Here is a 21,292-nt window from a genome sequence, read left to right as displayed (position 1 = left end):
GGCCTTGGCCGTCTCCGGCCTCGGCCGTCTCCGGTCAGTCGCCCTTGGTGTATGTGAGGGACTCGCCGCCGGTCGACTCCCGGTGCAGGCTGCCGTCCGGCAGGATCGTCAGCTCCGTCGGCTTTCCCGGCGTGCAGGACGACATGGGCTCGCCCTCGGTCACCTCGGAAGGGCCGATACGGAGCGGGGCTTCCGGATCCGGATCGGGCGCCGAGGCGAGCGGCGCCTCGAAGACACAGTGGTAGCTGCCGCCGCCCTGGGCCGGGCCGTCCGCCGTCAGTGAGAGGACCGTTTCGCCGACCTCGCCCTGCCGGATGACGAGCCGGCGGGTGCTGAAGCCCGCGGCGGTGTCCAGCCCGCCGGTCCAGGTGCCGAGGAACTCCTCGGGCACCGCGCCCTCCGCCGTCCCGTCCGTGGGCGAGGCGGTGGTGGATGGGGACGGCCCCGGAGTGTTGTCCGCCGGAGGCTTCGGGTCTGCGGAGCCGCTCACCCGTGTCTTTCCGTCGTCCTGCGCGTTGCCGCCGTTCATGAGCGCGTACACCGAGCCGCCCGCGGCGATCGCGACGATCAACGCCACGGCGATCAGGGCGGCGGTACCGCGCGGATTGCGCCCGGGACGCTGCTGGGGCGGCGGCGCCGGAGCGACACCGTACGGCGGAGTGGGACCGAAGGGCGTGACCTGCCGGCCGTACGCTGGCGGCGCACCGTAGGGCGCGGGCGGAGGCGGTCCGTACGCCGGGGCCGGTCCGAAACCTGGCTGGGGGCGGGGCGGCTGGGGATGGCCGTACGGCTGGGGCTGAGGCTGAGGATGCGCTGCGGGCTGTGGCTGTGGCTGTGGTGCCCGGACCGGGGCGGGCGCGGAGGGTACGGGCTGTACCAGAACCGGCAGAGGAGCGGTCTGCGGAGCCGCCTCCGGCGTGGGCGTTGGCTGTGTCGGTGCAGTCGGTGCAGTCGGTGCAGTCGGTGCAGTCGGCACGGGAAGGGACTTCTGCTGCTCGGCCTGTGTTTCTGCCGGGGCTTGTGCTTGTTCAGTCGCCGGGGCCTGTGCTGGTACTGCTACCGCCTGCGCCGGTACTTCCGCCTTCGCTTCCGCAGCCGGTACGGCGAGCTCGTCCTGCGCCGGTGTCCGTATCCGTCCCGTCGGGTTCTCGTACTCCAGCAGCCGTACCGCGTGCTGGCCCAGTCGCGCGAGCAGTCCGCCCGGCAGCCACGGTTCTCCGCCGGGGCCCGCGCCCGCGTCCGCCGCCTCGCCCACCCGGGCCAGGATGTCCTTCGTGGTCGGCCGCGCGGCCGGTTCCTTCTGGAGGCAGGCGTGCACCAGCACCGCCAGATTGTCCGACAGCCCGGACAGGTCCGGTGCCTCCTGCGCGATCCGGTACATCAGCGCGTGCACTCCGCTGTCCGCCGCGCCGAACGGCAGCCGTCCGGTTGCCGCGTACGCCAGCACCGAGCCCAGACAGAACACGTCGCACGCCGCCGTCACCCGGTCGCCGCGTACCTGTTCCGGCGCCATGAAGCCGGGAGAGCCCACCAGCGCGCCGGTCCGCGTCAGGCCCTCCTCGGTGACGGTCTCCAGCGCACGGGCTATGCCGAAGTCGATGACGCGCGGCCCGTCGATCGTCACCAGTACGTTGGACGGCTTGAGATCGCGGTGGATGAGTCCCGCCGCGTGGATGTCCTGGAGCGCGTGCGCGAGACCGGAGGCGAGTATCCGCACCGAGCGTTCCGGAAGGGGACCGTGACCGCCGGACACGACGGCCTGAAGGCTCGGGCCCGCCATATAACCGGTCGCGAGCCACGGCACCGGCGCCTCCGTGTCGGCGTCGAGCACGGGCGCCGTCCACGCACCGCCGACGCGCCGCGCCGCCGCCACCTCCAGCCGGAACCGGCTGCGGAACTGCTCCTGTTCGGCCAGTTCACGCCGTACGAGTTTCACCGCGACCGTACGGCCACGGTCGGACCGCGCCAGATAGACCCGGCCCATACCGCCGGCGCCCAGCCGTGCCAGCAGCCGGTAGGCGCCGATGTGCTGCGGGTCTTCTGCTACGAGCTTCTCCATGGCCGCGCGGCCCCTCCCGTACGTGCGACGTTCGGTATCCGCCCTGGATCATCTCGCATGAGACGGGCGGACTCGTCGAGTATCCCGACTATCCCGAACGCCGTTTCACCGCGTACGCCTGGGTCGGTCCGTACGAGAGGGCGGCTCATTCCGGCCGGCGCAACAGAGGTCAGGCTCGGGTGCGGCTCAATTCGGCGGTGAGTCTCTCCACCGGCTGCCACGTGAGCCCGATGAGGGCGATGTGCTGCCATCGCACGCGCCCGTCGGGTCCGATCAGGAATACCGATCGCCTGATGCCGATGCCGGGTGCGGCGACGCCGAAGAGCTTGGCGGCGGTGCGCTCGGTGTCGGCCAGCAAGGGCATCCTGAGATTGTTTCCGCGGGCGAACTCCTCATGGGCGTCGAGTCCTTGAGGGCTGATGGCCCACACGTCGGCTCCCAGGTCGGTGAACTGCTCCAGGCCGCTTGAGTACGAGCACATCTGGCGGGTGCAGACGGCCGAGTTGTCCTGAGGGTAGAAGGCGAGGATCAGCGGGTGCCCGCGTCTGTCGCCGAGCCGGTAGCTGCCCGTCGTGAACGTCTCGCCGTCCCAACGGCCGCCCGGCAGGACGAAGTCCGGTGCCAGGGCTCCCGGTTCCAATGCACGTGCCATTGCTGTCTCCGGTGTGAGGTCTCGGTGGGTTCAGCGGGTCGCCGTGGCGGCGCTGCGGATGATGTCGGTGACGGCGTCGGGGCGGGTGAGCATCACCGCATGGGGTGCGGTGACCTCGGTGGTGTGCGCGTGGGCGCGTTGGGCCATGAAGCGCTGGGTGGCGGGCGGGATGGCGTGGTCGTCGCGCGTCACCAGATACCAGGAAGGGATGGTCTCCCAGGCCGCCGCCGTGGCTGTCTCGTCGAACGCTCCGGCGTCGATGGGACGTTGGACGGCCGCGAGGGTGTTGGTCTGCCGCTGGGGGAGCGCGGCGGCGAACACGTCGCGGAACTTGTCGGGCTTGATGTAGATGTCGACTCCCTTTGTGCCACCCGTGTCGCCCGTGTCGTACGGAACGACGTTCAGGGCATCGGGCGTGGCGTGCGAGCCGGGGTACTTCGCGGTCAGGGCGCCGATGCTCTCGTTCTTGGCGGGGGCGAAGCCGGCCACGTAGACGAGCGCCTTCACGTTGGGGACGTGCGCCGCCGCCTCGGTGATGACCGCACCGCCGTAGGAGTGTCCGACCAGGACGACCGGGCCGGTGATGCCGTTGAGACGACTCTCCAGATAGGCGGAGTCCTGGGCCAGTCCGCGCAGCGGGTTGGCGAGGGCGAGGACGGGATAGCCCTGGGCCTGAAGGCGGTTGACGACATCGCCCCAGCTCGACGAGTCGGCCCAGGCGCCGTGCACGAGGACCACGGTGGGCTTGGCGGTGGTGTGGCGGGTGTGGCCGGTGGTAGCGGAGTGCTTGTCGGCGGTACCGGCGGCGAGCGCCGGGACGGCGATGCCGGCGAGCGCGGCGCCTGCGGCGAGCGCGAGCACCGTCCGACGTGACGCATGGGATCGGGCATGGGACATGAGTGAACCTCCTGGAGAGATAGAACGTTCTGTCTCTTCGGGAGATTAGGGTGCGGCGTGTCGATTGGTCAACCTGGTCTCTGTGAGCTTTCCTCGGCGGCGAGTCGGTCGGGTGCGAGGTCAGTACGGTGCGCTGGCTCCGTTGAGGCAGAACGATCGTTCCGGTAGGATGGTGGAATGTCCACTCCCGCCACCGCTCCCCAGCAGCGGCCCTCGTCGGCTCGTGACCGCCTTCTGGAGACGGCGTCGCAGATCTTCTACGCCCAAGGGATCCACCACGTCGGCGTGGACCGGATCATCGCCGAGGCCGGTGTCACCCGGGCCACCTTCTACCGGCACTTCCCGGGCAAGGAGGACCTGGTCCTCGCCTATGTCCGGCATCGCGACCAGCAGATCAGGGCCCGGGTCGCGGAACTGTTCACCGTCAGCACCGACCCGCGGAGCCTGCTGATCACGGTGATGTCCGGCGTCGGCGCGGAGGTGTGCGGCCCGGACTTCCGCGGGTGCCCGTTCATCAACGCCGCGGCCGAGTACCCGGATCCTGGCCAGCCCGTGCACCAGGCGGTCCAGGCCCACCGGGCCTGGTTCAGGCAGACCGTCAGAAATCTCGTCACGGCGGCCGGGTGCGCCGATGCCGACCACGCCACCGCGACGCTGCTGCTGCTGCGCGACGGTGCCATGGTCGGCGGCGATCTCGACGACTCCGAGGCCGTCCGCGGGCATCTGGAACGGGCCGTCCTCGCCGTCCTCGCCTGACGGCTGAGCTGCGACGTCACTCGGCCGACGTCATACGAGCGACGTCATTCGAGCGACGTTGCTCGGTCGGCTGCACTCGGCCGACGTCACACGGTCGACGTCACTCCGGCCAGGCCGAGTTCTCGATCACGTCCACGAAGTCCGTCCGTACGAATCCGGGCGAGAAGCGCGCCAGCACATCCGCGTTCACCGTGCCGAAGGTCGACTCGGGCCGGTGTGCGAAACCGTCCGTGAACGCCCGCAGGATCCGCCGTTTGAAGTCGGGCCGCGGATGGGCGGCGACGACCGCGTTCCTGACGCTCTCCGGGACGGCGTCGAGACCCATTCCCATGACGTCGAACTCGACGCCCGCCGTCACCAGCGCCACCTCGGGCTCCATGCGCTCGGGGATCCCCGGTGTCGTGTGCAGGGCGATCGCGGTCCAGACGGTCCGCGCGCTCTCCGGCGGCAGCCCTTGGCCGAGCAGGAAGTCACGGGCCGCGTCGGCGCCGTCGAGCTCGAAGCGCTGCCGCGAGGAGCGGTAGCCCTCGGTGAGGCCGAGGTCATGGAACATCGCGCCGATATAGAGCAGTTCGGGATCGTACGACAGGCCCTGCCGCCGCCCTTGGAGGGAGCCGAAGAGGAAGACCCGGCGGGAGTGGTCGTACAGCAGAGGGCTCTCGATGTCCCGGATCAGCTCGGTGGCTTCCTTGACGAGGCCGCTGTCGGGGATCTCGATGTCGGCGATGCGCTCGGTCATGGCGGAATTCCTTTCGGGAGAGACCACAGAGACCACTGAGGGGCCCGGGGGGCGCCGGGCCCCTGATTCCACTGTGGCCCCGTACGCCCTGGCCCTGCCATGTCTCCATGGACGTACATCCCACACATCCGGCCATGGATCCGGGCTACCGTCGATGTCATGCGGCCTGAAGAGTCATCGGCGGAGCGAAGAGAAATCGTCGTGTTCGTGTACGACGGCGTCCGGCTGATGGATGTCGCCGCGCCGCTGGAGGTGTTCGGTACGGCGGCGGGGCTGGGCGGCGCGTACAGCCAGACGGTCTGCTCGGCCGACGGCGGACCGGTGAGCACCTCCACCGGCACCCGGCTCGCCGCGGACAGGGCGGTGGCCGAGGTCGCAGGCGCGCACACGCTGGTTGTCCCGGGCTCGGACGAGCTGCCGCTCCGCCACCCTCCGTCGGCCGCGCTGCTCGACGCGGTCTCCGCCCTCGCCGACCGGTCCGCGCGGACTGCGTCCGTCTGCACCGGCGCCTTCGCGCTGGCCGCCGCCGGGCTGCTGGACGGCCGGCGGGCGACCATCCACTGGCGGCACGCGGCGACCTTGGCCAGGCGCTTTCCGGCCGTGACCGTCGAGCCGGACGCGATCTACGTACGGGACGGCCGTACGTACACCTCGGCCGGTGTCACCGCGGGCATCGATCTGGCCCTGGCGCTGGTGGAGGACGACGAGGGCGCGGAGCTGGCCCGCGAGGTCGCCCGCGATCTGGTGGTGTTCCTGCGGCGGCCGGGCGGACAGTCGCAGTTCTCGGTCGCCGCCCGTACGCCGAGTCCTCAGCACGACGCGCTGCGCGGACTGCTGCGCGAGATCGCGGCGGATCCGGCGGCAGATCACTCGCTTCCCGCGCTGGCCCGGCGCGGCGGCATGAGCGCGCGCCATCTCACGCGGCTCTTCAACGAGCAGATCGGCAGCACTCCGGCGGTGTATGTCGAGTCCGTACGGCTGGAGGCGGCGAAGGCGCTGCTGGAGGCGGGCGAGACGGTGACGGGAACGGCGAGCCGCAGCGGCCTCGGCAGCGACGAGTCGCTGCGCCGGGTCTTTCTGCGCCACCTCGGCGTAACGCCGTCGACGTACCGAGCGCGCTTCCGTACGACGGCCCGGACGCGGTGACGGCTGACGCCCGCGTGCCGACACCCGGCGGGTCTGCTGTCCGGCTGTCCGGCGGTATACGACTCAACCGCCCGACATCATGCCGACCCAGGCCGCTCAGTCCGTACACCTTGGCCATACCGGCCCCGACCAGCCGTTCTCTACCCTGGACCGCATGATCCCTCATGCCGATCCGACGACGGGCGCCGCCGTGAAGGCCGCCGACCGTGCCCATGTGTTCCACTCCTGGTCCGCCCAGGGCCTGATCGATCCGCTCGCCGTCGCCGGCGCCGAAGGCTCGTACTTCTGGGACTACGACGGCCACCGCTATCTCGACTTCACCAGCGGTCTCGTCTTCACCAACATCGGTTATCAGCACCCGGCCGTCGTCGCCGCCATTCAGGAGCAGGCCGGGCGCCTCGCCACCTTCGCGCCCGCCTTCGCCGTCGACGTACGCTCCGAGGCGGCGCGGCTGATCGCCGAGCGCACTCCCGGCGATCTCGACAAGATCTTCTTCACCAACGGAGGCGCCGAGGCCGTCGAGAACGCCATCCGGATGGCCCGGCTGCACACCGGCCGGCCCAAGGTGCTCTCCGCGTACCGCTCGTACCACGGCGCCACCTCCACCGCGATCAATCTCACCGGCGATCCGCGCCGCTGGCCGTCCGACAGCGGCTCGTCCGGCGTCGTCCACTTCCACTCGCCGTTCCTCTACCGCTCGCCCTTCTACGCCTCGACGGAGGCCGAGGAGTGCGCCCGCGCGCTGGAGCATCTCGAATCGACCATCGCCTTCGAGGGCCCGGCCACCATCGCCGCGATCATCCTGGAGACCGTTCCGGGCACGGCCGGTGTCATGGTGCCGCCGCCCGGCTATCTCGCGGGCGTACGGGAGATCTGCGACCGGCACGGCATCGTCTTCGTGCTCGACGAGGTGATGGCGGGCTTCGGGCGTACGGGCGCGTGGTTCGCCGCCGACCACTTCGGTGTCGTACCCGATCTGCTGACCTTCGCCAAGGGCGTCAACTCGGGCTATGTCCCGCTCGGCGGCGTCGCGATCTCCGCGGCCGTCGCCGAGACCTTCGCGACCCGGCCCTATCCCGGCGGGCTCACCTACTCCGGCCATCCGCTGGCCTGCGCCGCGGCCGTCGCCACGATCCGGGTGATGGAGGAGGAGAAGGTCGTGGAGCACGCGGCGCGTATCGGCGAGACGGTCCTCGGTCCCGGGCTGCGCGAGCTGGCGGCCCGGCATCCCTCGGTGGGCGAGGTGCGCGGTACGGGTGTGTTCTGGGCCCTCGACCTGGTCAGGGACCGGGAGACCCGCGAGCCGCTCGTGCCGTACAACGCGACGGGCGAGGCGAACGCGCCCATGGCCGCCTTCGCCGCGGCCTGCAAGGCGAACGGTCTGTGGCCCTTCGTGAACATGAACCGTACGCACGCGGTCCCGGCCTGCAACATCACGGAGGCCGAGGCGAAGGAAGGGCTGGCGATCCTGGACCTGGCGCTGACGGTCGCGGACGAGTACACGGCGTAGGCGCGGGGCACGCGCTGGAGGGCCTACGGCGCGGGCGCACGGCGCACGCTCCGGGCGCGGGAGCGCCGCGTACGAGCGCCCCGTACGAGCACGTCGTGGGCCGGAGTCGGCCACACCACACCCGTCCCGTCCCGCCCTCCGGCACCCCCTGGCTTAAGGTGTCCGGAGCCGGACGAGGAGACGAACCATGCCCGCCAGCGGAGCCGTGACCCGCAGTACCTTGCGGCAGCAGATCGCGGACGCGCTGCGTGACGAAGTGCTGGCAGGGCGTTTACTGCCGGGGCAGGAGTTCACCGTCAAGCAGATCGCCGAGCAGTACGGAGTCTCCGCGACGCCGGTCAGGGAGGCGCTGGTCGACCTCTCCGCGCAGGATCTGCTGGACTCGGACCAGCACCGCGGTTTCCGGGTCCACCGGTTCTCGATCGACGACTTCCGCGGCATGGTCGAAGCGCGCTCGCTGATCGTGGACGGTGTTTTCCGCAAGCTGGCGGGCGAGCAACTGGCCGCCAAGGCGCAGGGCGCGGCGCTGGTGTCCGTACGGCGCCGGGCCGAGGAGGCCGCGCGCGCGGCCAGGAGCGGGGATCTGAATGTCCTCATCGGCTACGACCTGCGGTTCTGGCGTGAGCTGGGCGCGCTGGTCGCCAATCGCTATGTCGCCGATTTCCTGCACCGGCTGCGGGTGCAGGCATGGGTGTTCTCGGTGCCCTTCCTCCGGGACGAGGCCGAGGGCGGGAAGTGGCTGTGGAGCGGGCATGAACAGCTCGTGGACGCGCTCACGCTCGGCGACGCGGCGGCGGTGCGCGCCGTGATCGCGGATTACGACGACCACGCGCTCAAGTGGGCCGACAGACTGGAGAGTTCGCGGCGGTGAGTGGGGACGGGGGACGCGCGGACGGTACGGCCAGGGCACGCGCGGAGGGAGCGGACGCGCCGGAGCCGCCGGATGCGCCGGGTACGGAGAGCACGGCGGCTACGGAGCGTACGGCGCCTGGGGAGCGTACGGCGGCCACAGCGGGCGTCGGCGACGGCGCGCGCGCCGGGAGCGTGGCGCTGAGCGTTGTCGTACCGGCGTACAACGAGGAGGCGCGGCTGCGCCCCACTCTCGACGCCATCCGCGCCCATCTCCGCGCCGATCCGGACCGCTGGGGCGAGTGGGAGCTGATCGTCGTCGACGACGGTTCGACGGACGGCACGGCCGCGATTGCCGCCGAGGCCGCAGCCCACGAGCCGCGTATCCAGCTGCTGAGGAGCGACGGCAACCACGGCAAGGGCCATGCCCTGCGCCAGGGCGTACTGGCCTCGCACGGCCGGCGCGTCCTGGTCACCGACGCCGATCTCGCCACTCCCATCGATGAACTGGACCGGCTCGACAAGCAGCTCACGGCGGACGGTGACGGCGCGGCGATCGGTTCGCGCGCCCATCCGGACGCGAGCATCGAGGTACGCCAGCTCGCGCTGCGCGAGTGGCTGGGCCGGCTCGGCAACCGGCTGATACGGCTGGTCGCGGTCGACGGCATCAGCGACACCCAGTGCGGTTTCAAGCTCTTCGACGGCGAGCGGGCGCGCGCCGCCTTCGCCGAGTCCCGGCTGGACGGCTGGAGCATCGACGTCGAGATTCTGCGCCACTTCCGGCGCTCGGGCTGGCCGGTGACGGAGGTGCCCGTGCGCTGGGCGCACCAGCCGGGCTCGAAGGTACGGCCGCTGGACTACGGCAAGGTCCTGCTGGAGCTGGCGCGGCTCAGGGCGGGCGAACGGACAGCTGACCGGACAGCCGACCAGGCAGCTGACGGGACAGCCGACCGGGCGGATGGCCGCCGGCCGCGCGGACTGCGCGGGCCGCGCGGACTCCGCCGTACCGATCTCGCCGTCGCCGGGCTGTTCCTTCTCGTCTCCCTCTTCCTCTACAAGGGCCTGTGGGCGGATCTCGACCACGCCTATCTCGCCGACGCGGGCTCGGACCAGAACCAGTGGGAGTGGTTCTTCCGCGTCACCGCCGACAATGTCGTCCATCTGCGCAACCCGCTGTTCACGACGCTCCAGAACTTTCCCGACGGTGTGAACCTGATGGCGAACACGGTCATGCTCGGGCTCTCCGTCCCGCTCACACCCGTCACGCTCGTCTTCGGACCGACCGTCACCTGGGCGCTGGTCCTCACGCTCGGTCTGACGGCCACGGCCGTCTCCTGGTACAGGCTGTTCGCGCGCCGGCTCGTCCGGGACCGCCGGGCGGCGGCGCTCGGCGCGGCGCTCGCCGCGTTCGCGCCTCCGATGATGTCGCACGCCAACGCGCATCCCAACTTCCTTGTCCTCTTCATGATTCCGGTGATCATCGACCGGGCACTGCGGCTCTGCGTGCGCCCGGGAGCAGGCGTGGGCGCGGGCGCCGACGTGACGGACGAGGATCCCGACGGCGAGGCCGAAGGGCGCCGAGTCCTGCGGGACGGCGTGCTGCTCGGCCTCTTCGTCACGTACCAGATCTTCCTCGGCGAGGAACCGCTGCTGCTCGCCGTGATGGGCATGCTGCTCTTCGCGCTGGCGTACGCCGTCGTACGCCGCGATGTGGCGCGCGCCGCGCTACGGCCTCTGCTGCTGGGCCTCGGATACGCGTTGCAGGTCTGTCTGCCGCTGCTGGCGTTCCCGCTGTACTGGCAGTTCTTCGGCCCGCAGAGCTACCACAGCGTTCTGCACGGCGACAACGCGGGCAACAGCCCGCTCGCCTTCCTGGAGTTCTCCGGGCGCGCGCTGCTGGGCGACGAGACGACCGCCGACGCGCTCGCGATGAACCGTACCGAGCAGAACGCCTTCTACGGCTGGCCGCTGATCGCCCTCGCCTTCGGGATCGTGGTGTGGCTGTGGCGACTGGCCGTGGTGAGGGCGCTGGCGTTCACGGCGGTGGCGGCGGCGCTGCTCTCCATGGGGCCGAAGATCCGTATCCCGTTCACGGACGTCGTACTGACCGGCCCTTGGCGGGCCCTCGCCCATCAGCCGCTCTTCGAGTCGGTGATCGAGTCGCGCGTGGCGATGATCTGCGCGCCGGCGCTGGGCGCGCTGGTGGCGCTGGCGGCGGACCGGCTGGCGGCCCACCGGGCGGAGGCGGCTGCGGATACGGCGGCCACGGCGGATACGGAATCCGGAGAGCCTGGGCCGGGCGACCGGGCCCGGGCGCGATGGCGCAGACACCGGCTCGTCGGGCTCGCGGCGGTGGCCGCGGCGCTGATCCCGATCGTCCCGACGGCGCTGCCGGTACGGGACCGTCCGGACGTCCCGCGGTTCATCGCCGACGGGATGTACCGCGCGTATGTCTCCGAGGGCGAGTCCGTCGTACCCGTACCGCTGCCCGATCCCGGCAGCGCGGAGGCGCTGCACTGGCAGTCCGCGACGGGCCTCGGATTCTCCGTGCCCGGCGGCTACTTCAACGGTCCGTGGGGCAAGGAACGTATGGGCATCTACGGCGCTCCCGCCCGCTACACCTCCAATCTGCTGCGCGATGTCCGCTACAGCGGCCAGGCGCCGGTCATCGGGGCCAACTGGCGGGCGCAGGCGCGCTTCGACCTCGCCTTCTGGCGGGCGGGCGTCGTGGTGCTCGCGCCTCAGGCCAATGACGCGGCGCTGTACGAGACGGTGGAGAAGCTGCTGGGACGGCCCGGGAAGCGGATCGGCGGAGTCTGGATCTGGGATCTGCCGCCCACCGGAGGAGCGGGAGCGGTCCGTACGGGATGATGGCCCGACGCGGTACGGGCAGTGCAGGCGGGACGGGCGGACGGGCATGCATGCGGTGCCGGGCGCAGGGCTTGCGGCGGGCGGGACGGAAACGGCCTGACGCCGTGTCATCGGCCCGCGTTCCGGGCCGTGTCGGACCGTACCGGCGGTCCTCCGCCGAGCGGGACGCGTACGGGACGCGCAAGGGAGGGCCGACCGGGGCCCTTCGCTGAACGTGCCCGTCGCATTACGCTGTCCCGACCATCGCGCGCACGCGTACGACCCGTTGGAGAGCGAGCCTCCCTTGGCCTGTGACCTGTGGTTGGTCCCCCTCGTCGATGTGCTGTGCCACAGCCCCGACAATCCCTTCGCCGAAGAGATCGCCGTATACGACAAGGCGCTCGGCGACGCCGGGCTGCCGTCCGTTCCCGTCTTCGCCTATATGCCGGGCCTCTCGGGCGATGTCGCCCCGGTCGCCGGCTTCGACTACGACGCGCTGCACTTCCTGCGGCGCGCGTATCTGCTCCAGCTCTGCGGTCTGGCGGTGACGCCGGTCGGCGAACTGGGCGGTGACTACGAGCAGTTGCTGGAGATGTTCGAGTCGACGGCCCAGCAGTCGCATCTCGTCTGGCACTACGACCACGCGGGCGCGTATGTCCCGGTGGACTACGACGCGCCTCTCTCGAACGAGGAACTCCTCGCGGGCGGCGGCCCGCTGGGCTCCACCCAGGGCCTGCTGCGCGAGCTGGAGATCGTCGCTCCGGCGATCGGTATCGACCCGGCCAATCCGCCGGCCGCGCCCGCTCCGCCGGAGCGCCCCACGTCCTTGGAGGAACCGGCGACCTCGATCCCGTACGACGACAGCCCGTTCGCCCGGGAGCGCCATGTCTGGCTGGGCCTGCACGCCGCGGCGACCAGAAGTCTGGGCCAGGGCTCAATGATCATCTTCAGCTGACGGACGCCGATTCGTCCTCAACCGCCGGACGGGCTGACCAAGGCCTGTCCGGCGCCTGAGGACACGGCACAGCAGTCCGTCCGGCGCCTGACGCAGCGCAGCAGTCCATCCGGCGCTTGAGGACACGGCGCGATCGTCACCGCGGCTCCGGCGGCCTCTGCCTCGGCATGTTCGGCCTGGTGCCCGGCGGCAGCGGAAAACGCCCGGGCGGCGGTACGGAGCCCTCGCCTCGTACGCCGCCCATCGGCATCGACTGCATCACCAGCGGCGCGGGGCCCGAGCGGAACTCGATCATCCAGTCCGCCGTCTCGGCCCGTACCAGCTCGGTCACGTCCTCCGTGAACCGTCGCAGCACCGCCAGACAGCGTTCCGCGGCCTCGCTCGCGGTGCCCTCGGTCGGCCCGAGGACCTCCCGTACGCACTCCGACGCCCAGTCGAACTGGAGCGTCTGCAATCTGCGCTGGACGCCCTGCGCCGTCGCGACCGCGCGCATCCAGCCGGACGTCAGCCCGAAGTAGCGGTCGCACGCCAGACAGGCGGCGCCCAGCAGCAGCGAGACATAGCCCCAGCCCGCCGCTCCCGCCAGCGCGCCGGTGAGATCCAGCAGCGGCAGGACGGCGCCCGCGGTCACGCCGAGCGCCGTCGCGGCCCGCAGGACGCGGGCGGCGCGCCGTTTCCGTAACCGGGTGCTCAGATACCAGTCGACGGTGCGCAGCGCGCCGGTCTCGACCCAGCGGTACAGCTCGTCGAGCCGTTCCGCGGGTTCGCCCCAGTCGCCGAGCGGGAACGGCCCTCCGGTCAGATCGCGGTCGCCCTCGGTCTCGCCGCCGTGCGGCACGGCACCACCGGACGAGGCGTCCTCCTCCCGGGCAGGGCCTCCGGGCTGCATCTCCGGCTGGCTCACCTGGGCACTCCTCTGCGGTCTGCTGTGACTTTGTGTGTACGGCTGGTCGACGATCGGTCGGTTCGCGGTTCGCGGCTCTTGGGCTGTCGGACGGGTCTCCTGAGTGTTTGGACGGGCGGCGGGCGATTCCGCGCATGCATTCCTACCGCCGAATGGTGGGCTGTGTGTCCGAAATCCCGGTATTTACCACCACGTGTGGGCCTTGAACAGGTGGAGGAGCCATGGGGCTCTCACTCGAAAGAGTTCGTTCCGGTGGGGTGGAGCGGGCTGCCCGGTGACCACGTAGGCTCGGCTTACAGAGGAAATCGTCGTCGAATGCCAGGAGTGACCGTGATTCCCGGTGGTGGTCAGCCCAATATGCAAGAGCTGCTCCAGCAGGCTCAGCAGATGCAGCAGGAACTCGCCCGGGCGCAGGAGGAGCTGGCGGCGACCGAGGTCGACGGCCAGTCGGGCGGTGGTCTGGTCAAGGCGACGGTCAACGGCTCGGGCGAACTGCGCGGCCTTGTCATCGATCCGAAGGCCGTCGACCCGGAGGACACAGAAACGCTCGCGGATCTCGTCATCGCCGCCGTCCACGCGGCGAACGAGAACGCGCAGCAGCTCCAGCAGCAGAAGCTCGGTCCGCTCGCGCAGGGCCTCGGCGGTATGCCGGGCCTGCCCTTCTAAGACCTCCCGGCACCAACTAGCGTACGTACAAGGCCCGTACGCACCCGCAGCACCGGAGCACAGCCGCAGCACAGCCACGGCACCAGCAGCCGACAAGCCAGCAGCCGACAAGCCAGCAGCCGACAAGGCAACAGCCGACAAGCCGGCAGCCAACAGCAACAGCACGGGAAGGCAGTCCGTTGTACGAAGGCGTCGTTCAGGACCTCATCGACGAACTGGGCAGGCTGCCCGGCGTCGGTCCCAAGAGCGCGCAGCGGATCGCCTTCCATGTCCTCCAGGCCGAGCCGACCGATGTCCGCCGTCTCGCCCATGCCCTCCTTGAGGTCAAGGACAAGGTCCGGTTCTGCGCCGTGTGCGGCAATGTCGCCCAGGAGGAGCGCTGCGGTATCTGCCGTGACGCGCGCCGCGATCCGACGGTGATCTGTGCGGTGGAGGAACCGAAGGACGTCGTCGCCATCGAGCGCACCCGCGAGTTCCGCGGTACGTACCACGTGCTCGGGGGCGCGATCAGTCCCATCGAGGGCGTCGGCCCGGACGATCTGCGGATCCGTGAACTGCTGGCCCGGCTCGCCGACGGCACGGTCACCGAACTGATCCTGGCGACCGATCCCAATCTGGAGGGCGAGGCCACGGCCACGTACCTCGCCCGCATGATCAAGCCGATGGGCCTGAAGGTCACACGCCTGGCCAGCGGTCTGCCCGTGGGGGGCGACCTGGAATATGCCGACGAGGTCACGCTCGGGCGTGCCTTCGAGGGGAGACGACTTCTCGATGTCTGACGCAACGCTGCACGCCGCCCATCAGGATCCGGACGACTTCGCGGTCCAGATCGCCGACCAGATCGAGAGCTTCATCGTGGCCGTCACGGAAGTGGCGAAGGGCGATGAGCCGGACAGCGCCGTACCGTTCCTGCTGCTGGAGTTCTCCCAGCTCATGCTGGCCGGCGGCCGGTTGGGCGCGCACGAGGACTTCCTTCCCGACGAGCGTTACGAGCCCGACCTCGGCCCGGAACCGGATGTCGACGAGCTGCGCGAGCGCTTCGCGGTGATCCTGGAGCCGATCGATGTGTACTCCGAGGTCTTCGATCCGTACGAGCCGCGCAAGGCGCCCGTCGCGGCCCGTATCTCCGACGACATCGCCGGTGTGATCACGGACCTCCGCCACGGTATGGCCCACTACCGCGCGGGCCGTACGGCCGAGGCGCTGTGGTGGTGGCAGTTCTCGTACTTCTCCAACTGGGGCTCCACCGCCTCCGCGACCCTGCGCGCCCTCCAGTCCCTGGTGGCCCACGTCCGCCTCGACCAGCCTCTCCCAGCCCTCGACGGCCTCGACACGGACCAGGACCTCGGCGAGGACGCCCTCGCGGAAGAGGCGGGCAAAGTAATGGCGGAAGAAATCGCCGGCCCCCTGGGCCTGCGCACCGTCAGGTAATCCGTACGGTCACCCGATATTCGTACGGTCACCGGATAATCCGTACGGTCACCGGACCGTCGCCTGCGAGAAACCGCGTCGTCAGGACGGGACGCCGTCGCGCTGTAGCGTGTCCGGTCATGACCATGCCGCCTTCGCAGGCCCCGGACCCCAACGGCTCTCCGCACCAGCAGAACCCGTCTGCCCAGCCACCGCACGGGCTGCCGTACCCGCAGGGGCAGGAGCCTCCCCAGGCGTACGCGTCGTACGCGGGCCAGGGCTCCTGGGGGCAGCCGCCGGTGGGTCCGCCTCCGCGCAAGAGGCGGACCGGGCTGATCCTCGGCATTGTCACCGGCTCGATCGCGCTCGTCGCGGCCCTCGCCTATGTCGGCAACAAGGCCGGCGACGCGGTGGCCTCCGCGAGCAAGTTCCCCGCCGCCGAGTACCGCCTCACGGTCCCGAAGAAGCTGCTGGACAACGAGTACAAGCGGCTCGACGACGTGACCGAGCAGATGAACGGTGAGGTGAAGAAGGAGGATCTCGGCGACACACTGATTTCGCGGAATGTGAAGACGTCCCTGGGCATGTACGCCGCTGCCGACAACTTCGGTGGGCTCAGCCTGGCCGGCATGTACGGCCAGTTCAAGAACCCGGCGCTGGAGGTGACGAGCACGTTGGACGGGATGCAGAAGGGGGGTCTGAGGGAACTCAGCCCTCGGAAGCACGTCACTCCGCCCGGCTCCGACACCGACCTGACGTGCACCGTCATGCTCTCCGAGGAGGGGTCCGCCACCTTTGTCGTCCCTGTGTGCGCATGGGGCGACGAGAACACGGTCGCCGGCGTCGCGATCTTCACCCCCGTGGACACCGAGCCCGACCCCGGCACCATCGACCTCGAAGCGACAGCGCGGACGGCCCTGAAGGTGCGCGAAGAGATACGCCGCCCGATCGGCTGACCACCGGCCGCCACCCGGCTACGACGGCGTCAGGTCCAGCTCGAACCACACGAACTTGCCGAGCGGGCGAAACCGCAGGTCGTCCCGGAGCTTGAGCCTCGGGCTCCGGGCCCCGGGCTTCGGGCCCTTCCCAAAGGATTGGGCGGTTGAGGGGAACCCACCCTCCCTACCTAGTCCCCCACTGACGAGTGAGTGTGACTATCTGTGTTCGGGTTGCGTCATAGCGTGGCGAACGTTTAGCGTTCGCAGCATCAGCCGCATAAAGCGGCCCCGGCGGTGCGCCAACACCAAGTCCGGGGCCTGACCTACGAATCGAGACGAATTCGATCGTGGCTTACGCCAACTTTAGTGCCGCCCTGCCCGCGCCCGCACACCCTCTGGCCAAGTCCGGCTACGGCAAGCGCTCCGCGCCCGGCCAACGCCCACGCGGCGAAGCCGACTTCGCACATCTGCGCACGAGGGAAGCGGCGATCGCCGCGTACATCGATCGCCTGCCCGAGGGCACAGCGATCGGCTACAAGGCCCTCGCCGCGAACATCGCCGACTACGGCCAGCAGGCGTGCGGCAAAGCGCTCAACTTCCTCTCGGACGCCGGCCATCTGCGTCGGGTCAGGGAACATCTGGCGCTGGAGGACAACAGTTTCCGCTGGGTGACGCGGACGTACTTCTCCCGTACGTCAAGGGACGACGACTGGTGGAAGGCGTACGTGGACAGCGTGCGCGGGATCGACCTCACCGAGCTGGAGCGGCGGTTGAGGGAAACCGTGGAGTCGGAGCCGGGTTCCGAGCCCGTTGGAAATTCGGTACGCGACCTGGAGCCGGACCCGCAGCCTGACCCGAACCAACCCGCCCCCGCCCCCGCTCCCGCTCCCGTCCCTGCTCCCGCCCCCGCCCCCGCGCCCGCCCCCGCTCCCGTCCCTGCTCCCACCTCCGTCACCCAGACCGCTCCCGCGGCCTCCGTCGCGTACCGCACGCTTGCCCGCCTCGGCCGCACCGAACCCCGTATGGCCCTGTCCGCCGCCGAGTGCGCGGCGCTCGAAGCGCTTGCCGCCGAGTGGCTGGCGCGGGGTGCGACCCCGGATCACCTCACCCGTTCTCTGACCGCCGGGCTGCCGCATCCCCTGCACAGCCCCGGCGCGATCGCCCGTACCCGACTGGAGTCCAAGATGCCGCCCGAGCCGATGAGCGCCGCCGCGCCTGTCCACATCACCCACGCGCTGATGGAGTGCATGAACTGCGAGCAGCCCGAGACCGTCGTGACCCTGATCAGAGGCGTATGCGTCGAGTGCCGCGAGGAGATGGCGGCGTACGACGCGGCGGAGGAGGCGGGACTCGTCATCGATGCCATCCCCGACACCTTCCGCGCGGTCCCCGCCCAGGTCGACGTGGCCCGCCGAGCCGCCGAGGCTCGCGCCGCCGCCGGCCTGAAGGCCCGCCCGATCCCGGAGCAGACCCACGGCGGTCTCGGTCGTGCCTGTGCCGCCGAGGCCCACGCGGCGGCCGGTCTGCCCACCACACTCCGCGGCTGACCGGACGCGCGCTCCTCCGTACCTGAAACCCACAACACATCGACGCAACGACCTATCGTGGAGGTGGTCCGGTGATCCCCCGGCTCGGTTTCCGCGATGCCCTTCTATTTTTTGGAGAAGTACGATCGGCCACCTTCAACTGGTTTGCTGGCGGAGGCCACGGTCTGCGATTCTGGGAGCAACGCATCGGAGGGCATGCACGATGACAAAAGCAGGACTCGACACTCAGCCCAGCGGAGCCACGTACGAGCTTGACGATCTCCTTGAAGAAGCCTGGTCGGGCCAGATTCGTGTGCCGCATTTTCAGCGTGATTTCCGCTGGGGTTCTCAAGATGTAATCCATCTGTTCGACAGCATTCTCCGTGGTTACCCTATTGGAAGTCTCCTGCTGTGGGTCCGTCATTCGCCGGCGGAACTGGTTACTCTTGGCTCACTGGAAATTGCGGCAGAGGAATCGGACAGGACGCTGTGGGTGGTGGACGGCCAGCAGCGGATTACGAGCCTCGCGAACGCACTTCACCCGGAGGGGCATCGTCACCCGCCCTTCAATATTTACTACAATCTTGCCAAAAGTGAGTTCATCACTGCGCCGAAAATCTCGGAGCCACACCTTGTGCCGCTTCATGTGCTCTTCGATCTTGAGATGCTGCTCGGTTGGTTCGCCGGCAATGGGCAGGGTGCATCCGAATACTTCGCCGAAGCGAGCCGAGTGGCCAAGAGGCTCCGTCAGTACAAAATCCCTGCCTATCTCGTCAAGCAGGATGACGAGGCTGTTTTGAGGGATATTTTCGACCGGGTGAACAACTTTGGCAAGCGTCTGAGCCGGGCTGAAATCTTCTCGGCGCTCTTCCCGGGCTCGGCCGATAAAACTGACGAACGCCTGTCCATCAACAAAATTGCCCAGCGAGTCGCATCGCGCACCGGTTTCGGAACGCTCGACGACGATACCGTCCTGCGTTCGATTCTGGCCCGTCGGGGACCCGATATCACGCGAGAGTTCCATAATGAATTCGATAGCGGTCGGCGTGCCGAGCCAGAGTTTCCCGGCGAGGATCAGGAAACGGCTTTCAGAGAGAGTGAGGCCGCTCTTGTCCGCGCAATCGAGTTCTTTCAGGGGACAGCTGGAGTTCCGCACCTCACGCTGCTCTCGTATCGCGCACTACTGATCGTTTTCACGCGCTTCTTTGCTCACTTTCCCCAACCCGACAAGCGGAACATTCAGCTTCTTCGCCGCCTTTACTGGAGAGTTTCAGTATCCGGTCCTGCGGTCTTCAAGGGCAGCTTTACTCAGATGAGTAAAGCCCTGACCATCAAGATTCAACCCGGTGATGAAAACGGTTCGATCAAGCGCCTCATGGCTTCCATGAGCGACGCTGTTCAAGCTGTCCCGACTCCGGACCGATTTCGCACCAACGAAGCGACAGGAAAGATCGTCCTGTGCTCCTGGTGGGCACTTCGGCCCCGATCGCCACTCACCGGTGAGCCGTACGAGCTACAGGATCTCGGGGATATTCTGGCCGATCAGACGACTGCTGCTCTCGCTGTGCACCGAATTTTTCGCAGTGGACTCTCGTCCAAACAGCAGCTCCTGGCAGCGAACCGTTTCTTCGTCCCTAGAGCCGACGAGCCCGTGGATGACCTCCAGACTCTTCTCTCGCGGCAACCCATGGAACTGAGCGAGAGGGCTTGGAAGGACGTAATATCGTCACATTGCATGTCTCTTGACATGGTTGATCTCCTTTCTTCGGGGCACAAAAACACTTTTCTTACCACGCGGCAGGAGCACGTGGTCGAAGAACTTCAATCGTTTCTGGCACGCATGGCCGAATGGGAATACGAGGACACCCCGGCGTTGAGCGCCCTCGACCTGGACGATGATCTTGACGAGTTGGAAGGGCCCGTTGATGGCATTGCCTGAGACTTTCTATGCGGTCCTTCTTCACGGCCGTCGCATCGGCACACTGTGTCAGAAGGGCGACTACACACAGTTTCTTTTCAATGAGAGTTACCTGGACGACCCTCGACGCCCTGTGCTCGGGCTCCGGTTCGAGGAAGCGCTCCGCCGACCCTACGCCTCGGCACTACGGCTTCCCAAATGGTTCTCCAACCTGTTGCCCGAGGGGCCGCTGCGTACATGGATCGCGGAAGACCGTGACGTACCGACCGACCGTGAGATGGAGCTTCTCGCTCAGGTCGGGCACGACCTACCGGGCGCGGTGCAGGTTCTGCCCGCCGAGGGACCGGACGAGAACTGGGACTGGCCGGGGACCGGCGCTGGCTCATCTGAGGGCGGCAAAAGGCGCGGTGCTTCCGATTCCTCTCCCTGGCGGTTCTCCCTCGCTGGTGTGGCATTGAAATTCTCTATGCTGGCCAAGGGGGACAGACTCACAGTGCCCGCCGCCGGTGAGCACGGTGACTGGTTGGTCAAATTCCCCGACTATCGCTTCCCGAACGTTCCGCATAACGAGTTCGCGATGATGTCTCTGGCGCGCAAGGTCGGTATTGACGTACCCGAAGTGCGCCTGCTCCATCGGGACGAACTTGCGGAGGTCCCCTCCCGTATGTGGCCCAACGCCGAAAAATGGGCCTATGCTGTTCGCAGATTCGACCGGATTCAGGATGAGCAGCGTAGTTCCGTGCACATTGAGGACTTCGCGCAGGTTCGTGAGAAATATCCGCACGAGAAGTACCAGGGAAGTTTCGAGACGGTTGCCGCGATTTCCTACCGAGGCCGTGACGGCGCAGCGCTTCAGGAGTGTGTCCGCCGTCTGGCTCTTTTTATCGCCATCGGCAACGGTGATGCCCATCTGAAAAACTGGTCCTTGATTTATCCGGACAAGCGCGTACCGACACTCTCGCCGGCCTACGATCTGGTCTCCACTGCTCAGTACCGCGAGCTTGGAGACGGCCCCGAGGATCTGGGGCTCAAGTTCTGTGGTACCAAACGGTTCGAGAAAATCGGTGTAGCGTCATTCTCGCTGCTGGAGTCCCGACTCGACCACCGATTCGGCTCCACCGCGTCCAGCCTGCCTGAAATCGCCGCCGAGACCGTCCATCGCATTGCCGAGGAGTGGCCCGGCTGCCGTGAGGATCTCGCTGCCGCCAACCCTTCACTCGCCAAGGGGGTGACGGAGTGGATCGAGGTTCACCTTGGTTCTCTTCTCTCGGGCTCTTCGTGAGACTCACCCTCCGCGACTTCGGAGCCACCATGGGCGGCGCGCCGAGGTCAACCGCCGTGTGACGCGTCCCACTTTTTTGCGTGGTGCTGTTCAGCCGGGGCATGCATCCTCACCGAGCGGGCGGTGGCCGGTGCTCGATGATCACTGAGTGAGCGGGACATCTCACGATGTGATATGTCCGAGTCGTCGTGCGGTCGCTCGTTAAACTGTGCCGACAGTAGTGATGAACCGAGCG

General features: G+C 68.7%; 18 protein-coding genes. 13 read left to right on the top strand and 5 right to left on the bottom strand.

Annotation, left to right across the window (positions count from 1 at the left end; all coding sequences use genetic code 11):
• Positions 1 to 34: 34 nt before the first annotated feature.
• The 3 genes from ACFV6H_RS19135 to ACFV6H_RS19125 form a co-directional block, all read right to left on the bottom strand.
• On the bottom strand, positions 35 to 2,059 hold the full coding sequence (locus tag ACFV6H_RS19135) for a serine/threonine-protein kinase (protein WP_385543323.1): 2,025 nt from the start codon (positions 2,057 to 2,059) through the stop codon (positions 35 to 37).
• Positions 2,060 to 2,228: 169 nt separating this feature from the next.
• Entirely contained in the window at positions 2,229 to 2,711 is a 483-nt protein-coding gene (locus ACFV6H_RS19130; protein WP_385543320.1) for a peroxiredoxin, read from the bottom strand.
• A 30-nt stretch (positions 2,712 to 2,741) separates the two neighbouring features.
• Positions 2,742 to 3,608, bottom strand: a complete 867-nt coding sequence (locus ACFV6H_RS19125) for an alpha/beta fold hydrolase (RefSeq protein ID WP_385543317.1) — start codon at positions 3,606 to 3,608, stop codon at positions 2,742 to 2,744.
• A gap of 177 nt (positions 3,609 to 3,785) precedes the next feature.
• Between ACFV6H_RS19125 and ACFV6H_RS19120 the strand changes: the two genes are divergently transcribed.
• Positions 3,786 to 4,364, top strand: coding sequence for a TetR/AcrR family transcriptional regulator (locus ACFV6H_RS19120; protein WP_385543314.1), 579 nt, complete (start codon positions 3,786 to 3,788; stop codon positions 4,362 to 4,364).
• A gap of 100 nt (positions 4,365 to 4,464) precedes the next feature.
• Here the strand turns inward: ACFV6H_RS19120 and ACFV6H_RS19115 are convergent, their stop codons facing one another.
• Entirely contained in the window at positions 4,465 to 5,103 is a 639-nt protein-coding gene (locus tag ACFV6H_RS19115; protein WP_384978514.1) for an HD domain-containing protein, read from the bottom strand.
• Positions 5,104 to 5,262: 159 nt separating this feature from the next.
• On the opposite strand from ACFV6H_RS19115, the gene ACFV6H_RS19110 reads away from it, so the two are divergent.
• The 5 genes from ACFV6H_RS19110 to ACFV6H_RS19090 all read left to right on the top strand — a co-directional run bounded on the left by ACFV6H_RS19110 (position 5,263) and on the right by ACFV6H_RS19090 (position 12,413).
• Positions 5,263 to 6,249: a GlxA family transcriptional regulator gene (locus ACFV6H_RS19110; protein ID WP_385543310.1), complete on the top strand. Its 987-nt coding sequence runs from the start codon at positions 5,263 to 5,265 to the stop codon at positions 6,247 to 6,249.
• A gap of 154 nt (positions 6,250 to 6,403) precedes the next feature.
• Positions 6,404 to 7,759, top strand: coding sequence for an aspartate aminotransferase family protein (locus ACFV6H_RS19105; RefSeq protein ID WP_385543307.1), 1,356 nt, complete (start codon positions 6,404 to 6,406; stop codon positions 7,757 to 7,759).
• A 187-nt stretch (positions 7,760 to 7,946) separates the two neighbouring features.
• Positions 7,947 to 8,630, top strand: a complete 684-nt coding sequence (locus tag ACFV6H_RS19100) for a GntR family transcriptional regulator (RefSeq protein WP_093591394.1) — start codon at positions 7,947 to 7,949, stop codon at positions 8,628 to 8,630.
• 173 nt (positions 8,631 to 8,803) lie between these two features.
• On the top strand, positions 8,804 to 11,479 hold the full coding sequence (locus ACFV6H_RS19095; protein WP_385543789.1) for a dolichyl-phosphate beta-glucosyltransferase: 2,676 nt from the start codon (positions 8,804 to 8,806) through the stop codon (positions 11,477 to 11,479).
• Between the two features lie 283 nt (positions 11,480 to 11,762).
• Positions 11,763 to 12,413 carry a hypothetical protein gene (locus tag ACFV6H_RS19090; RefSeq protein ID WP_066953143.1) on the top strand — a complete coding sequence of 217 codons (651 nt, stop codon included), beginning with the start codon at positions 11,763 to 11,765 and terminating at the stop codon, positions 12,411 to 12,413.
• Positions 12,414 to 12,549: 136 nt separating this feature from the next.
• Here ACFV6H_RS19090 and ACFV6H_RS19085 read toward each other — a convergent pair whose 3' ends face one another.
• Positions 12,550 to 13,317 (bottom strand): SLATT domain-containing protein, encoded by a 768-nt coding sequence (locus tag ACFV6H_RS19085; RefSeq protein WP_093591400.1) that lies wholly within the window; start codon positions 13,315 to 13,317, stop codon positions 12,550 to 12,552.
• A gap of 330 nt (positions 13,318 to 13,647) precedes the next feature.
• On the opposite strand from ACFV6H_RS19085, the gene ACFV6H_RS19080 reads away from it, so the two are divergent.
• The 7 genes from ACFV6H_RS19080 (at position 13,648) to ACFV6H_RS19050 (ending at position 21,057) form a co-directional block, all read left to right on the top strand.
• The gene (locus ACFV6H_RS19080) at positions 13,648 to 13,983 is read left to right on the top strand and encodes a YbaB/EbfC family nucleoid-associated protein (protein WP_384984171.1); all 336 of its coding nucleotides are present in this window, start codon (positions 13,648 to 13,650) and stop codon (positions 13,981 to 13,983) included.
• 179 nt (positions 13,984 to 14,162) lie between these two features.
• Positions 14,163 to 14,762 (top strand): recombination mediator RecR, encoded by a 600-nt coding sequence (gene recR / locus ACFV6H_RS19075; protein WP_093591406.1) that lies wholly within the window; start codon positions 14,163 to 14,165, stop codon positions 14,760 to 14,762.
• Positions 14,755 to 15,414: a DUF5063 domain-containing protein gene (locus tag ACFV6H_RS19070; protein WP_093591409.1), complete on the top strand. Its 660-nt coding sequence runs from the start codon at positions 14,755 to 14,757 to the stop codon at positions 15,412 to 15,414. The genes recR and ACFV6H_RS19070 overlap by 8 nt, the downstream gene beginning before the upstream one ends.
• Before the next feature lie 119 nt (positions 15,415 to 15,533).
• Positions 15,534 to 16,349, top strand: coding sequence for a hypothetical protein (locus ACFV6H_RS19065; RefSeq protein ID WP_385543301.1), 816 nt, complete (start codon positions 15,534 to 15,536; stop codon positions 16,347 to 16,349).
• A gap of 329 nt (positions 16,350 to 16,678) precedes the next feature.
• Complete coding sequence (locus ACFV6H_RS19060; RefSeq protein WP_385543298.1) at positions 16,679 to 17,878, top strand: hypothetical protein; 1,200 nt, start codon at positions 16,679 to 16,681, stop codon at positions 17,876 to 17,878.
• Positions 17,879 to 18,080: 202 nt separating this feature from the next.
• Positions 18,081 to 19,796: a DUF262 domain-containing protein gene (locus ACFV6H_RS19055; protein WP_385543295.1), complete on the top strand. Its 1,716-nt coding sequence runs from the start codon at positions 18,081 to 18,083 to the stop codon at positions 19,794 to 19,796.
• Complete coding sequence (locus tag ACFV6H_RS19050; protein ID WP_385543292.1) at positions 19,783 to 21,057, top strand: type II toxin-antitoxin system HipA family toxin; 1,275 nt, start codon at positions 19,783 to 19,785, stop codon at positions 21,055 to 21,057. The genes ACFV6H_RS19055 and ACFV6H_RS19050 overlap by 14 nt, the downstream gene beginning before the upstream one ends.
• Positions 21,058 to 21,292 lie beyond the last annotated feature (235 nt).

The organism is Streptomyces sp. NPDC059743 (genome assembly GCF_042732975.1).
GTDB lineage: Bacteria > Actinomycetota > Actinomycetes > Streptomycetales > Streptomycetaceae > Streptomyces.
The sequence above is the reverse complement of the archived record's forward strand: the minus strand, read 5'-3'. Positions and strand labels throughout refer to the sequence as shown.